Below are 14,746 nucleotides of genomic sequence, written 5' to 3' on the forward strand. Positions count from 1 at the left end.
GCGACGCGTCCGCAGGTCCGAGCGGTGTTCATGAGGGGCGGAAGGAGATGGCGGCGCGGACGAGATTGTGATCTGACAGGTCGTCGGAGCTTTCCACTGCGGTGTCGACGATGGTGGCGTCGCGTACCACCACGTGGTCCACGGTGTGCGTTTCGGCGTGCGGGCGGTGCAGGCGGGTCGGCGGGGAGCCGGGCGGGAGGGCGGCGACGGTGAAGCCCTCGCCCAGGCCGGAGGCCACGGTGGCGCGGTCGGTGTTGAAGTCGCCCAGCAGGAGCACCGGGCGTTCCGGGTGGGCGGCGGCCAGTTCGGCCAGGCGGGCCAGCTGGGGGACGCGGCGCCGATCACCGCTCAGGTGGGTGGCGATCACGAGCGTCTCGGCGACCTGGACGGCGAGCACTCCCTTGCCCGGGTCGTTGCCGAAGGACTCGGCGCCGCGGAATTGGCTCGTTCCATCCACCATCAGCACCAGGTGCTCCCCCGGGTCGCTCAGCGGGCAGGAGCCCTGACGCGGGGCCGGGACGCGCGGGTAGCGCAGGGTGTGAAAGGTCCGGCCGGGCAGGGCCCGGCGCAGGTCGGCCAGCTGGTCGCCGCTGACCTCCTGCAGGGCTATGACCTGCTCGGTGCGGCCGGCCAGCCACTCGGTGATCGCCGCGATCCGCTCCGGCTCCTTCGGCCAGCACTTGGGGATGGCCTCCGCGCCCCAATTCTCGGCATGGACGCGATGCAGAACGTTCCAGGTGGCCACCGTGATCACAGCTCGCCATGCTAGGCGGCTTTCCGGCCGTCCGGCGCACCTCGGACGCGGCAGCCTGTACGCGGCCGTCTGTTCCCTCGGCCGGGGTTGGCGGCCAGTCCGGCCCAAGACAGCAGACCGGTGCGGGTGAGAAGGAGCATCACCTGGTCTGCTCTCGGATGGGTCCGCCGTCTCTCATCAGTCCGGGCATCAGGACGAAAAGTCCTCTTATTCGTCCGCCCTATTCTCCAGGGCCTTAAAGAGGAAGAACGCCAACCCAAAAAAGAGCACCGGCGATACGAAAGGACTGATTACAGCGATACTGGTGCCTCCGAGTGGATTGGGGGTGCCGTGTCCGTCGAGGGGGCCGCACTGAGGGTCGGGGGAGCGGTGGCGCAGCTGGTGGCCGGGCGGTGGCTGGCGAGCCGGACGGCCAGGGCGGCGGCCTCCAAGGATCTCGTCGAGCTGATCAAGACCGGGATTCCCGACGAGATCAAGCGGCGGAAGACCCAGCGGCAGTTCGAGGCCGTCGCCGACGCGGTGACCGAGCGGCTGCTGACCTTCGCCCGGCAGGAGTTCGGCGGGCTGGACGATGCGGACCGCCAGGCCGTGCTGCACCAGGTCGTCCTCACCCTGGAGCGCGCCGACCTGTCGGATGAGGCGCTGCTGGCCGACGACATGGACCCGGTGAAGCTGGCCCGGCGGCTGCGCCGCACGCTGCCGGCACGGGAGGCGGAGTTCCAGCTCGGCGAGGCCGGGGCGCGGCTGTATGAGGTGGTGCTGGAGGAGTGCTGCGAGTGCCTGGCGCGCATCCTCATCCACCTGCCGCAGTTCGAGCCACGGGCGCTCGCCGAGACGCTGAGCAGGCTGTCGCGGATGACCGAGCAGGTGGAGGCGGCGCTGGCCCGCCTCCCGGTGCGGTCGCTGACCGCTCCGGAGGGCGAGGAGAACGACGAGGAGTTCACCCGCCGTTACCTGGCCTTCATCAGCGAAAGCCTGGACCGCTTGGAGCTGTTCGGGGTGCGGTTCGAGCGCTTCACCCGGCCGCAGACCACTTTGAGCGTCGCCTACATCAGCTTGAACGCCTCCCCCGAAGACCGGCCGCGCACCCGCCGGGCCGAGGCGGTCCCCATCAGCGACTGGCGTTCGGACGAACGCGACGGCCGCAGCGTCCGTGTGGAACAGGCGCTGGGCGCCCACCGGCGGGTGCTCATCCGCGGCGAGGCCGGCGGTGGCAAGAGCACCCTGCTGCGCTGGCTCGCCATCACCGCCGCCCGCGGCGGCTTCACCGGGGAGCTGTCCGAGCTCAACGGGCATGTGCCGTTCCTGATCAAACTGCGCAGCCATGCGGGTCAGGCGCTGCCGCGTCCCGAGGAATACCTCGACGATGTGGCCGGCAACTTGAGCGGCCTCATGCCGCGCGGGTGGGTGCACCGGCGGCTGTTGTCCGGCCGAGCCCTGCTGCTGGTCGATGGGGTCGATGAGGTGACCGACTCCCAGCGGCCGGCCGTCCGCCAGTGGCTGCAGCAGATCGTCGCCCAGTTCCCGAGCATCCGCATCGTGGTCACCTCCCGGCCCGCGGCCGCCGCGGCGGGCTGGCTGCGCGCCGAGGGATTCGGCACCGTCTTCCTGGAGCCGCTCGGCCCGGCCGACCTGCGCGCCCTGGTCCGGCATTGGCACGAGGCCGTCCGCGACTGCGCCGACCTGCCGTGCCCGCCCGAACGGCTCCCCGCTCACGAGGCCCGGTTGCTGGCCCGGCTGGAGTCGGCCCCGCACCTGCGGACCCTGGCCGCGACCCCGCTGCTGGCGGCGATGCTGTGCGCCCTCAACCTCGACCGTCAGGCCCTGCCCCGCGACCGGATGGGCCTGTACGCCGCGGCGTTGGACATGCTCCTGGAGACCAGGGATGCCCAGCGCAACGTTCCCAGCGCCCGCGCCGTCCCCCTAGAACGCGATCAGAAGATCCGCATCCTGCAGGACCTGGCCTGGCACCTGTCCACCAGCAACCGCGTCGAGCTGCCCAAGCCGATGGTCCAGCGGTTGATCGCCGACCGCCTGGCCACGATGCCGCAGGTCCGGGCCGGGGCGGAGGCGGTGCTGGAGGCGCTGCTGGAACGCAGCGGCGTGCTGCGCGAGCCGGTGCCCGGCCGGATCGACTTCGTGCACCGCACCGTCCAGGAGTACCTGGCCGCCAAGCAGGCCGCCGACCTTGGCGACATGGACCTGCTCATCCGCAACGCTCACCGCGACCAGTGGCGCGAAACCGTCGTGATGGCCGCGGGTCATGCCAACGAGCCGCTGCGCCGGGAACTGATCACCGGCATCCTCGACCGGGCGCGAACCGAACCACGGCAGGCCCGGCGGCTCAAGCTGCTGGCGGTGGCGTGCCTGGAGACCCTTCCCGCTGTCCCCGATGACCTGCGCGCCGCTCTCGACCAGTGCCTGGATGAGCTCGTCCCGCCGCGTACCTCGGCCATGGCGCGTTCACTGGCCACCGCTGGGGAACCGGTGCTGGCTCGTCTGCCAAAGACCCTGGAAGGGCTGTCGGAGAGCGCAGCCATAGCGACCGTCCGCACGGCCTGGCTGATCAACGGCCCCCAAGCCCTCGATGTCCTGGCTCGCTATGCCACCGACCAACGCTTCGAGGTTCAGGAAGAGCTCAGCATCGCATGGCAATACTTCGATCCTGACGAGTACGCCGAGCGCGTCTTGGCGAACAGGTCACCGGGCGGATACCTCTCGCTGTGTTCTTCTGCTCAGCTCGCCGCGCTCAGCAAGGCCCCTTCTCCCGCCACGCTGGCACTGCTCCTGGACGGGCCGACCGATTTGAGCCCTCTTACCGGATGCGCCGACTCTATTCACAGAATAGTGATCTACTCCCCAAAGTCGCACATGGGCAAGGTCCGGCTGCCCGAACTGCCGAAGGCTGATCAACTCTTCCTCAACACCCTCGGATTCACTGATCTCAAGTTCCTAGACAAGTTGCCTTCGCTCGAAAGAATCTGGCTGGGCACTTGCAAGGACGTCACAGACTACTCGCCTCTCCTACAATTCACCGAGTTGCGAACACTGAGCATGTACGGGTGCCGGGCACTGCGCAGCCTGCGGCAACTCCCTCCGCTCGATACGGTGACGTCGCTCGGGCTCAGCAGTTCACATCTCCAAGAAGGCCTTGGCTCGCTTATCGCCGCCGCCCCGAATGTGAATGAGCTCATTCTCACCGAATGCGACTGGCTCCACGATCTCGGCCCCTTGGCCGAGATCGAAATCCGGGATCTGCGAATCGCTGGGTCTTCAGTGAGCGACCTGCGCCCACTGTCCGGCCAAACCCGGCTGTGGCACCTCAACCTGTCAAAGAACCCCATCACCGACCTGACCCCGCTGCAGGACCTTCCCGCTTTGGAAGAGTTGCTGCTGACCGACTGCGCGGGCGTCACCGATCTGCGTCCGCTGGCCTCCCTCCCCCGCCTCAAGAAGCTTTGCATCGAAGGAATCGCGCCTGGAACCGACCTGTCTCCACTGGCACAAAACCAGCGAGTGAACGTCTACATCTACGCCGGCCAGGACGTACGAGGCGGAGAAGCACTGGGACGCCGCCTGAAAATCAGATAAGCCCCACTAGGCGCTCCGCCACCGGAATGAGCTCCGGCGGGCCGCCGACTCTGCTCAGCAAATGCGCGGCAGTGGGTCGCCGACCAGGGTGTCGATGACGCGGGTGCCGCCGAAGGCGGTGCGGCCCAGGACCAGGCTCGGCGGGTCGTCGTGGACGTGGCCGATTATGGCGGCGTCCCGGCCCAAAGGGTGGGTCTGCAAGACCGTTAAAGCCTTGTCGGCGTGGGCGCCGTCCACGATGGCGACGAAGCGGCCCTCGCAGGCCACATAGAGAGGGTCGATGCCGAGCAGTTCGCAGGCACCGGCCACCACCGGGCGGATCGGGACGGCGGCCTCGTCCACCACGATGGCGGTCTGGGAGGCCTGGGCGATCTCGTTCAGGACGGTGGCGACGCCGCCTCGGGTGGCGTCGCGGAGGACACGGACGCCGGCGGTCGCGTTCAGCAGCGCCTCGGTGAGGCCGTTGAGGGGGGCGGTGTCGGAGGTCAGGTCGGCTTCGATGTCCAGTTCGCCGCGGGCCAGCATGATGGTCACGCCGTGTTCGCCGATCGGGCCGGAGACCAGGACGGCGTCGCCGGGGCGGACCGTCGCGGCGTCCAGGGTGATGGGGCGGTCCAGGAGGCCGACGCCGGCGGTGGTGATGTAGCAGCCGTCGGCCTTGCCGCGGCCGACGACCTTGGTGTCGCCGGTGACGATCTGGACGCCGGCGCGCTGGGCGGCGGCGGCCATGGAGGCGATGATCCGTTGCAGGTCGGCGACCTCAAAGCCTTCTTCCAGGATGAAGCCGGCCGACAGGTACAGCGGGCGGGCGCCGCAGACGGCCAGGTCGTTGACGGTGCCGTTGACGGCCAGGTCGCCGATGTCGCCGCCGGGGAAGAACAGCGGGGAGACCACATAGGAGTCGGTGGTGAACGCCAGCCGCGGCCCGGCCGTCGCCATCGCGTCGCTCATGCGGGCCGTGGCTGCCGGGTCGTCCGCAAAGACCGTCGGGCTGCCCGGCTCACCTGCACGGCTCATGGGTGCCGGATTGACTGTCCCATCGGCAAGGACCGTCTCGTCCCCGAGGGCTGTGCTCGCCGCGTCGCTCATTTCGTCCGCACAGGCCGCGCCCGTCTCGCCTGATGGGCCGCTCGCCGCGCGGGCCGGCCCGCTCGTCCCGGAGGCGGCCGCGGGCAGGTCGAGGACGGCGCCGTCGTCCAGGCGTTCCAGGGCCGGGTTGCGGAAGGCGGCCACGAACAGGCTTTCCACCAGGGATTGGGTGGCTTTGCCGCCGGCGCCGTGGGCCAGGGTGATGCGTTCGTCGCGGAGGCGGGGGCGGCGGGCGCGGGTGCGGCGGATGCGTTCCAGGACCTGCTCTTCAGTGATCATGCGTGGGTGGCCTCCTTGGTGCGCCGCCGGGTGAAGCGGCCGAAGTTGTAGTAGGCGGCGCAGGCCCCCTCGGAGGAGACCATGCAGGTGCCGATGGGGTTTTCGGGGGTGCAGGCGGTGCCGAAGACCTTGCACTCCCAGGGGCGCAGCACGCCCTTGAGGACCTCGCCGCACTGGCAGGACTTGGGGTCGGCGACGCGGACGCCGGGCACCTGGAAGATCCGTTCGGCGTCGAAGTCGGCGTAGGCGTCGCGCAGCCGCAGCGCCGAATGCGAGATGAAGCCCAACCCGCGCCATTCGAAGTGCGGGCGCAGCTCCATCACCTGGTTGATCGCCTGCAGCGCCCGCGGGTTGCCGTTCCAGGGGACGACCCGGGTGTACTGGTTGTCCACCTCGGCGCGTCCCTCGGCGAGCTGCACCAGCAGCATGTGCACCGCCTGCAGCACATCCAGCGGTTCGAACCCGGCGACCACCAGCGGGCGGCCGTAGTCGCGGGCGATGAACTCATACGGGCGGCAGCCGATCACGGTGGAGACGTGACCGGGGCCGAGGAAGCCGTCCAGCCGCAGGTCGGGCGAGTCCAGGATGGCCTTGATCGCGGGGATGATCGTCACGTGGTTGCAGAAGACCGAGAAGTTGCGCACCCCTTCGGCGGCGGCGCGCAGCACGGTCACCGCGGTGGACGGGGCGGTGGTCTCAAAGCCGACGGCCATGAAGACCACCCGGCGGTCGGGGTTGCGGCGGGCCAGTTTGAGGGCGTCCAGCGGCGAGTAGACCATCCGGATGTCGGCGCCGGCCGCCTTGGCGTCCAGGAACGAGCCGTGGCTGCCGGGCACCCGCATCATGTCGCCGAACGAGGTCAAGATGACGTCGGGGTGGCGGGCGATGGCGATGGCGTCGTCCACGCGGCCCATCGGGATCACGCACACCGGGCAGCCGGGGCCGTGCACGAGCTGCACCGATTCCGGCAGGTAGTCCTCTAACCCGTGCTTGTAGATGGTGTGGGTGTGCCCGCCGCAGACCTCCATGAACTTGTAGTGGCGGCCGGGCTCGCACAGCGCGGCGATCCGTGCCGCCAGTGCGCGGGCCCGGTCGGCGTCGCGGTACTCGTCGATGAACCGCATGCAGGTCCTCTCCAACCGTCCGGTCTTCAGGTGATGTCCGAGCCCGCGAGGGCGTCCAGTTCGTCGGTGTAGGCCTCGCCCATGCCTTTCAGCAGCTTCAGCGTGGCGGCGGCCTCGTCCTGGTCGATCTTCGACATGGCGAATCCGACGTGGACCAGCACCCAGTCGCCGACTTGCACGCCGCCGGGGCCGCCGGTGCCCAGCAGGCCGATGTTGACGGCCCGCCGGACTCCGGCGATCTCCACCGTGGCCAGGTCGGCCCGGCCGGGGAGCAGTTCCACGATCTCCCCGGGAATGCCAAGGCACATGCGATGCCTCACATCCTCGTCATGTTGTAGTAGCGCTTGATGGCCGGCAGTTCCCGCCACACCAGCAGGGCGATCGCCATGCCGAGCATGGCGATGGGCAGCTTCGACCGTTTGGGACGCGCCGCGCCGCTCTTCTTCTTGGCGGAGCCGGTCTTGGCCGCCGTGGTCAGTGCTTTGGCGACGGCTCCGGCCACGGCCACGGCGCCCGCTTTCCGGGCGACGCTCTTCCTTCTGGCGAGCGGACTGCTCATGGTCGTCATGCCCGACCTCTTTCCAAGAAAGTTCCCAAGGAAGGGACCGGTCCGGGTGGCAATTCCCGGCTGTCCTTTACCGACGAAGGGTCCTGTCCTTTTTGCGATGCCCGGTTGTCCTTTGCCCACGAAAGGCCCGGGCCGCCGTGCGATGCCCGGCTGTCCCTTGCCGACGAAGGGGCCGGTCCTGCCCGCGACACCGGTGGTCCGGGCCGCGGTCATGGCCATGAGCGCGCCGCCCGCCTTCTTGACGGCGGCACCCACACTGCTCAGCGGGCTCGTCCCGCCGGACGGCCTCGGCCTGGCCCTGCCGCCGGTGGCCAGCGTGCCCGCCTTGCGGACGGCGGAGCCCATCTTGGCGGTGGGCGCGGCCTTCATGCGCGTCGCGGTGCCGCCGCTCCTGCCGGTGGTGCTTCCGGTGGTGGCGACGGTGGCCGCCTTCCGTGCGATGGTTCCGGCTTTCGTCACGGTGTCCCCCTCGTGGTCAGCTCGGCGACAGGTTCGGCATGGACGGCAGGATCGGGTTGCGGTCCTTGGGCCGGATGCCCGTCGAGCGGCGGGCGTCGGCGGTGTCGTCCAGGTGGTGGCCCGCCTGGTGCCGGTAGGCGCCCTTGGTGTTGCCCTGCCGCACGCCCGGGGTGTGCGAGGGCGTGTCCGGTGAGACCTGCGGCTTGCCCACACGGATTTGCGCCATGGTCATCTCCCCTTTCCCTCGGATGCGTTCGCCGAGGTCAGGTCGGCGAAGAACGCCTCGATCTCCTTCCAGACCCTCTCTCCCCCGCTCAGGCCGGTCCAATGACGCCGGACGAGGGCGACCAGCCGGTAGCAGTCGTCGATGGGCACCAGCCACTGCTGCGAGACGCCCCGGGAGGTGTTGACCAGCAGGGCCTCCACCGCCGGGCGCATCGCCCGCAGCGGCTCGCACCCGGCCGTGGCCCGCTCCCACACCTTCAGGTCCACCTCCCAGCGGGTGACGCCCAGCGGGCTCGGGTAGCAGGCGTCCACGCCCCCGTCCGGCCGCCGGACGAAGAACGCCAGCCCGACCGGCACGCCCAGTTCGGCCGGCTCCGGTCCGGACAGCCGGACCCGCCGCTCGGGCACCGGCCGGTACCGCCCGCCCGCCGCCCCGTCCTGCTCGAACAGCAGGGCGCACGCCCGGCAGGAGCACAGCAGCTCCCCCGTCTGCTCATCGAGGACGTGGGCGTGCGCCTGCGGGACGTCCCGGCCGCACAACTCGCACCGTTCGGCGTCCCGCCGCCGGGCCGGGCGGGTGATCACACGCCCCAGCGCACTCCCGCTCATCGCGTCCCCTCGGCCCCGCGCGATCGCCCGTCCAAGACGCGAGCGTGCGCCTGCGGGACGGCCCGGCCGTAAAGCCCGCGTCGCTCGGCATCCCGCCCCCGGGATACGCCGATCGGGCGAACGGCCGCGCGTCCCGCCCCGTCGCCGCTCATCGCGCGCCTTCCGGTTTGCGCAGCAGCGCCTCGGCCGGGACGAACGCCGCCGGGCGTGCGGGCGGGTCGGTGACCTGCTCGATGCCGGACAGTTCGGGGGCGGCGGCGCCGATCGCAGCCTCCACGGCCTGCCGCAGCTGCGCGGCCGATGAGCCGCAGCCCCGCGCCGACAGCCGTACCCGTGCCACGCCGTCGGAGACGGCGATCAGTTCCGCGTCCCCGCCGCGGGCGCGCAGGTGTGGGCGGATGTCCGCTAACGCCCGGGTGATGCGTTCGGCGACCGGCACGGGGTGGACGCCGTGCAGGCCGAGCAGGTGCCCCACCAGGTCGTCGGCGGCCAGCGCCCCGGCCAGGTCGGGGTGGGCGGCCAGGCGGTCCATCACCCGGGCCAGCGCCTCCCCGTACACCTGGGTCAGCAGGGCCACCGCGTCCAGCGCGGTCTCGGCGGTCGGCCCGGGGAGGCGCTCTAAGTGCGCAAGGATCTCCTCCAGCGCCTGCAGCCGCTCGGTGACCTCCCGGTCGTCCAGCCGGTTCCCGCCGGGCCGCTCCGCGCCGTCCTCGGGCGGCGTCTTGCCGGGCCGTTCGGCCTGGCCGCCCAGGAGCGCGGTCTCAGCCATGGTCGGCGCCGAACATCGGGGAGTGGATCTTGCGCAGGGTGCGGCCCTTGCCCAGGTACATGTGGACGCCGCAGGGCAGGCACGGGTCGAAGCTGCGCACCGTGCGCATGATGTCCACGCCGCGGAAGTTCTCCGGGCCGTTCTCCTCGAAGATCGGCATGTCCTGGACGGCGTCCTCGTACGGGCCGGGCGTGCCGTAGTTGTCGCGCGGGCTGGCGTTCCACGGGGTCGGCGGGTAGGGGTGGTAGTTGGCGATCTTGCCGTCGCGGATGACCAGGTGGTGGGAGAGCACCCCGCGCACCGCCTCGTGGAAGCCGGCGCCGATCGCCTCCTCGGGCACGTCGAAGTCCTGGAAGACCTTCTGGTCGCCCGAGCGCACCCGCTGCATGGCCTGCTCGATGAACTGGAAGGCCATCGCGGCGGCGTAGGCGACGAAGTACACCCGCGCCCGGTTGCGTTCGATGGTGTTGGACCACTGGGGGATGCGCCACTCCAGCGTCGTCTCCGGCAGGCTCTCCCCCTTGGGCAGGTTGATCCGCACGCTGGAGCCGGTGGCCTTGACGTACGGGGTGTCCACCAGGTTGGACAGCGCGGTCACATACAGCCGGGCGAAGGCGCCGCCGCCGGTGTCCAGCGCCAGGTGCTCGCCGGTGCGCTGGTCGTACCAGCGGGGGCTCATCACCCAGCTGTACTTGTGGTCGAAGTCGCGTTTCTGCGGCACCGGCAGCGTGGTCTGGTTCCACGGGTGCCGCATGTCCACCGGGTTGCCGAGCGGGTCGTGGGTGACGAACGGCTCCTCGTTGACCCAGTCGTCGTAATAGGAGGAGCCGACCAGGATGCGCATGCCCAGGTTGATGTCGACCAGGTTGTTGGTGACCAGCTCGCCGTCCACCACGATGCCGGGGGTGACGTACATCGCCTTGCCCCACTCGTTCATCGTCTCGTAGCGGTAGTCGACGACCTCGGGGTTCTGGAACGCGCCCCAGCAGCCCAGCAGGATGCGGCGGCGGCCGACCTCCTCGTATCCGGGCAGCGCCTCGTAGAAGAAGTCGAACACGTCGTCGTTCATGGCGACGGCCTTCTTGACGAAGTCCACCACCCGCAGCAGCCGCGACAGGTAGTCGGTGAACGTGGTCGGGCTGGGCATCGTCCCGACCCCGCCGGGATAGACCGTGGAGGGGTGGACGTGCCGGCCCTCCATGAGGCAGAACATCTCCCGGGTGAGCCGGCTCATCTGCAGCGCCGCCTTGTAGGCGTCCCCCTCGAACGGGTTGTAGGCGCGCATGATGTCGGCGATGGTGCGCTTGCCGTGGACGGCGGCGCGCGGCGCCTCGGTGGTCTCGGCCCGGCGCAGGACACTGGGATTGGTGTCCTTGACCATGGCCTCGCAGAAGTCGACGAAGACCAGGTTGTCCTGGAAGAGGGTGTGGTCGAACATGTACTCGGCGGCCTCGCCGAGGTTGATGATCAGCTCGCCGAGTACCGGGGTCTTGATCCCGTAGGCCATGTTCTGCGCGTACACCGAGCAGGTGGTGTGGTTGTCGCCGCAGATGCCGCAGATGCGGCTGGTGATGAACCCGGCGTCGCGCGGGTCCTTGCCCTTCATGAACACCGAGTAGCCGCGGAACAGCGACGAGGTGCTGTGGCACTCGACGACCCGGCGGTTGGCGAAGTCGATCTTGGTGTAGATGCCCAGGTTCCCGATGATGCGGGTGATGGGATCCCAGGCCATCTCAACGAGCTGCCCGGGTTCGGGCGCGGCGGGCTTCCGCTCCGTGATCGCCATTGGACGTGTTCCTTCCTGCGGTGGCCGGTCGGACGGATGAGGGAGCGCCAAGGCGTCAGGGCCGGCCTTGGCGCTCTGCGGCGGTCATGGGCGATAGCGGGGGCTGAAGCCGCTGGTCAGCACGTCACGGTTGTGGTGCCACTTGGGTTCTTTGTTGACGGTGCGGTTGGTGATGCCGCGCATCCGCCGCACGAACGCCCCGTACGGCTTGACGAACAGGGTGGACATGCTGGCGCCCGGCGGCATGTCCATGAACGGCATGAACTTGTCGGGGAAGCCGGGCATGGTGCAGCCGATGCACACGCCGCCGACGTTGGGGCAGCCGCCGACGCCGCCCATCCAGCCCCGTTTGGGGACGTTGCAGTTGACCACCGGGCCCCAGCAGCCGATCTTCACCTGGCACTTGGGCGAGTTGTAGTCGCCGGCGAAATCGCCCTGCTCGTAGTAGGAGCCGCGGTCGCAGCCCTCGTGCACGGTCTTGCCGAACAGCCACTGCGGGCGCAGCTTGTCGTCCAGCGGCGGCGGGGGCGCCGACCCGGCGGCGTGGTACAGCAGCCAGGTCAGCGTCTCCATGAAGTTCTCCGGCTGGACGGGGCAGCCGGGCACGTTGACGATCGGCAGGCCGCCCGCCGAGCGGAAGTCCCAGCCCAGGTAGTCGGCCAGCCCCATGCACCCGGTGGGGTTGCCGGCCATGGCGTGGATGCCGCCGTAGGTGGCGCAGGTGCCGATGGCCACCACCGCCCAGGCGCCCGGCGCCAGCGCGTCGATCCACCAGTTCAGCGTGACCGGCTCACCGGTGTCGGGGTCGTTGCCGAAAGACGTCCAGTACCCGTCCCCGTTGATCTTCTCGTTGGGGATGGAGCCCTCGATGACCAGGATGTAGGGGCTCAGGTCGCCGCGGACGGCGGCGCGGTAGGGCGCCAGGAACTCCTCCCCGCCCAAGGTGGGCGAGAGCACCTTGTTGTGCAGGTTGACCTTGGGCAGCCCGGGGATCAGCCCGGCCACCACGTCCTCGATGGACGGCTGGCCCGCGGCGGTCATCGACACGGTGTCGCCGTCGCAGCTCATCCCCTCCGAGATCCACAAGATGGTGATCTCGTCGAACCCGACCCGGCGTTCGGCGGTCTGTGCTGTCTGGGTCATCTCGGCCTCCTCAGCCGCTGTCGCCGCGCCCGGACGCGGCGGGCTCGTCCTCGCTGATGGCGATGGATTCCACGACCAGCTGCTCGGTGAGGGGGGCGTCCATGTCCAGGCCGCCGCAGCGCGGGCAGGCCACCAGCACGGTGGCGGCGGTGACCGGCGAGTCCGCCCCGCAGGAGCGGCAGTGCGCCGTCTGCGGCTCGACCACCAAATCGAGCTCGGCGCCCTCGGCGTAGGTGCCGGCCGCCGCCATCCGGAACCCCTGGGCGATCACCTGGGGGTCGACCGGGTGCCCGCCGACCCTGACCCGCACCGCGCGCACCGGCCGTCCGGCGGCCCGGCGCAAGGTGGCCTCGACGATGGCCTGGCACAGCCCCATCTCATGCACTGGCGTACTCCGCTTCTGTCGGGCTTCCTTCGGCCTGGTGGCTTTGCGCGGGGGCGGCGGGCGGCAGGCCCGTCTGCCGGGCCGCGTCGGCGGCCAGTTCGGTGACCAGGCGCACCGCCCGCGGCACGGCGGCGGCGACCCGGCCGGTCAGGCCCATCCGCTCGGTGACGTCGGCGGGGCGGCAGCCGACGATGAGCACCCGGTCCACCCGGCCGCCGAGGGTGTGCAGCAGGTGCAGCACGGCCTGCGGGTTCATCCCGTGCCCGTCCATGGCGGGCAGGCCGGGTCCGTCGTCGGGGTCGGCCTCCAGCACCGCCAGCGTGCCGGGCGGGCCCTCCAGCGGGACGGCATCGACCATGATCAGCGTGTGGTGGCGGCCCTCCAGCAGGTCGTAGGCCAGGTGGATGCCGCGGATGCCGTAGTCGGCCACGTCCACCCGCTCCGGCAGCGCGGCGCGGTCGATCCGGTTCACCACCTCGACGCCGAAGCCGTCGTCGCCGAGGAACACGTTGCCGATCCCGGCGACCAGCACCCGCCGTCCGTCCGTTGCGTTCACAGTGGTTGCACCTCATCCGGGGTGAAGTAGCGGTAGCGGCCGTGCCAGCGGTTCAGCTCGGCGGCCGGGTCGTCCTCCAGCGTCACGGCCAGGTGGCGGGTGCCGTCCACGTCCTGCAGCACCGCCTCCACCAGGGCGGTCCGCCCGTCCAGGAACCGGTCCTGGGGGTCGGTGCCGTGCGGGCGGGGACGCAGCCGGACCCGGCTGCCCTTGGCCACGGCCACCCCGCCCACCAGCACGCTGTCGGTGTCGGGTGAGATGCGGGCGTCGGCGCCCGGCTCCCACCAGCGTTCGTTCTCCTCAGTGGCCGGGCGCAGGGAGCGGATGGCCCCGTGCAGCCGGGCCATGGCCTGCGGCGGCATGGTCTCGATCCGGTCGATGATGGCGGCGGCGCGCGGGTCGGTGGCGCGGGCCTCCCGCTTCTCCTCGTCGGTCAGCGTCAGCGTGCGCAGCGACAGCAGCTCGTCGATCTCGGCGGCGTCGTGCAGGTCGCCGGGGCTTTCCGGGGCGACCTGCGGGTAGTCGGCCAGCAGGATCGGCGAGGACAGCATCAGGTCGCGCCGCCCCTCCTCGCCGGCCAGCACCGGGAAGGTGTGCACGTTGACGCAGGCGCGGGCCTCCTGGGCCGCCCACTGCGGCGGGTCCAGCAGCGACAGGAACGAGCCGTCGCGCACCGACAGCAGCGCATGGCAGGCGATCAGCGAGTTGCGCAGCGCCACCTCGCGGGACGCCTGCGGGGAGGCCGCCTTCCCGGCGTTCTCCACCCGCACCCGCAGCCGCCGCAGCGAGGGCGCCGCCCGGCAGTCGGTGATCGAGAGCGTCACCGACGCGGTCACCGGCCGGCGGCGGCGCACCACCCGGCCGATCTCCCGGCCGTCCTCGCCGGTCAGCGGCTCGCTCTCCTGCCCGCCGGGCGCCCGCAGCACCACGTGCCGGGCCCCGCCCAGCAGCTCGGCGACGGTCGCCCGGACCTCGAACTCCTGGGGGACGGCCTCATCGAAGCCCACCTCCAGGCGGGAGCCGGCCTCCAGCTCCTCGACCGTGCGGTACCGCCCGTCCGGCAGCCGTTCCTGCGGGTGGCGGCGCTGCAGCTGCAGGAAGCGGATCCGCACCTCGATCCGGGCGTCCTTGGGGCCTTCCAGCAGGCACTCGGTCTGCTGCCACCAGGACTCGGCCGAGCCCGCCACACTGGTGTCGACCAGTCCCTGCGCCCGCGCCCACTCCGGCGGCAGCAGCACGCCGAACTGCCAGCGGACCTTGTTCTTGCCCGACGAACGCCGGTACGGGTACAGCAGGTACCCCTCGTACAGGACGGCGTCGGCCACGGCCCGGACGGCGTCCAGCCCGGTGGCGGCGGCAGGTCTGGCGTGCATGGCGATGGCCTCTTCCCTTCGGAGACCATCCCGGTA

14 protein-coding genes are annotated in these 14,746 nt (G+C 70.7%); 1 reads left to right on the plus strand and 13 read right to left on the minus strand.

The window, feature by feature from the left end; translation table 11 throughout:
- Positions 1–28 precede the first annotated feature (28 nt).
- On the minus strand, positions 29–754 hold the full coding sequence (locus TCUR_RS22530) for an endonuclease/exonuclease/phosphatase family protein (protein ID WP_041440274.1): 726 nt from the start codon (positions 752–754) through the stop codon (positions 29–31).
- Between the two features lie 330 nt (positions 755–1,084).
- Between TCUR_RS22530 and TCUR_RS27235 the strand changes: the two genes are divergently transcribed.
- Positions 1,085–4,345, plus strand: a complete 3,261-nt coding sequence (locus TCUR_RS27235) for an NACHT domain-containing protein (RefSeq protein WP_012854889.1) — start codon at positions 1,085–1,087, stop codon at positions 4,343–4,345.
- A 54-nt stretch (positions 4,346–4,399) separates the two neighbouring features.
- Here the strand turns inward: TCUR_RS27235 and hypE are convergent, their stop codons facing one another.
- The 12 genes from hypE to TCUR_RS22595 all read right to left on the minus strand — a co-directional run bounded on the left by hypE (position 4,400) and on the right by TCUR_RS22595 (position 14,710).
- The gene (hypE, locus tag TCUR_RS22540) at positions 4,400–5,713 is read right to left on the minus strand and encodes a hydrogenase expression/formation protein HypE (protein WP_012854890.1); all 1,314 of its coding nucleotides are present in this window, start codon (positions 5,711–5,713) and stop codon (positions 4,400–4,402) included.
- On the minus strand, positions 5,710–6,837 hold the full coding sequence (gene hypD, locus TCUR_RS22545; protein ID WP_012854891.1) for a hydrogenase formation protein HypD: 1,128 nt from the start codon (positions 6,835–6,837) through the stop codon (positions 5,710–5,712). The genes hypE and hypD overlap by 4 nt, the downstream gene beginning before the upstream one ends.
- Before the next feature lie 26 nt (positions 6,838–6,863).
- Positions 6,864–7,145: a HypC/HybG/HupF family hydrogenase formation chaperone gene (locus TCUR_RS22550; RefSeq protein WP_012854892.1), complete on the minus strand. Its 282-nt coding sequence runs from the start codon at positions 7,143–7,145 to the stop codon at positions 6,864–6,866.
- A gap of 8 nt (positions 7,146–7,153) precedes the next feature.
- Positions 7,154–7,774: a hypothetical protein gene (locus TCUR_RS27240; RefSeq protein ID WP_169313052.1), complete on the minus strand. Its 621-nt coding sequence runs from the start codon at positions 7,772–7,774 to the stop codon at positions 7,154–7,156.
- 106 nt (positions 7,775–7,880) lie between these two features.
- The gene (locus TCUR_RS22560) at positions 7,881–8,090 is read right to left on the minus strand and encodes a hypothetical protein (protein WP_041442771.1); all 210 of its coding nucleotides are present in this window, start codon (positions 8,088–8,090) and stop codon (positions 7,881–7,883) included.
- A gap of 2 nt (positions 8,091–8,092) precedes the next feature.
- Positions 8,093–8,698, minus strand: a complete 606-nt coding sequence (locus TCUR_RS22565; RefSeq protein ID WP_012854895.1) for a DUF5947 family protein — start codon at positions 8,696–8,698, stop codon at positions 8,093–8,095.
- Between the two features lie 148 nt (positions 8,699–8,846).
- A complete protein-coding gene (locus TCUR_RS22570; RefSeq protein ID WP_012854896.1) occupies positions 8,847–9,467 on the minus strand; it encodes a NifU family protein in 621 nt (206 codons plus the stop codon).
- The gene (locus tag TCUR_RS22575) at positions 9,460–11,253 is read right to left on the minus strand and encodes a nickel-dependent hydrogenase large subunit (RefSeq protein WP_012854897.1); all 1,794 of its coding nucleotides are present in this window, start codon (positions 11,251–11,253) and stop codon (positions 9,460–9,462) included. The genes TCUR_RS22570 and TCUR_RS22575 overlap by 8 nt, the downstream gene beginning before the upstream one ends.
- An 84-nt stretch (positions 11,254–11,337) precedes the next feature.
- Positions 11,338–12,396: an NADH-quinone oxidoreductase subunit B family protein gene (locus TCUR_RS22580; RefSeq protein ID WP_012854898.1), complete on the minus strand. Its 1,059-nt coding sequence runs from the start codon at positions 12,394–12,396 to the stop codon at positions 11,338–11,340.
- A gap of 10 nt (positions 12,397–12,406) precedes the next feature.
- A complete protein-coding gene (locus tag TCUR_RS22585) occupies positions 12,407–12,772 on the minus strand; it encodes a hydrogenase maturation nickel metallochaperone HypA (protein ID WP_245537107.1) in 366 nt (121 codons plus the stop codon).
- 1 nt (position 12,773) lies between these two features.
- A complete protein-coding gene (locus TCUR_RS22590) occupies positions 12,774–13,337 on the minus strand; it encodes a hydrogenase maturation protease (RefSeq protein ID WP_012854900.1) in 564 nt (187 codons plus the stop codon).
- Complete coding sequence (locus tag TCUR_RS22595) at positions 13,334–14,710, minus strand: hypothetical protein (protein WP_012854901.1); 1,377 nt, start codon at positions 14,708–14,710, stop codon at positions 13,334–13,336. Before TCUR_RS22595 ends, TCUR_RS22590 begins: the two co-directional genes overlap by 4 nt.
- Positions 14,711–14,746: the final 36 nt, after the last annotated feature.

It is taken from the genome of Thermomonospora curvata DSM 43183 (genome assembly GCF_000024385.1).
GTDB classification, from domain to species: domain Bacteria; phylum Actinomycetota; class Actinomycetes; order Streptosporangiales; family Streptosporangiaceae; genus Thermomonospora; species Thermomonospora curvata.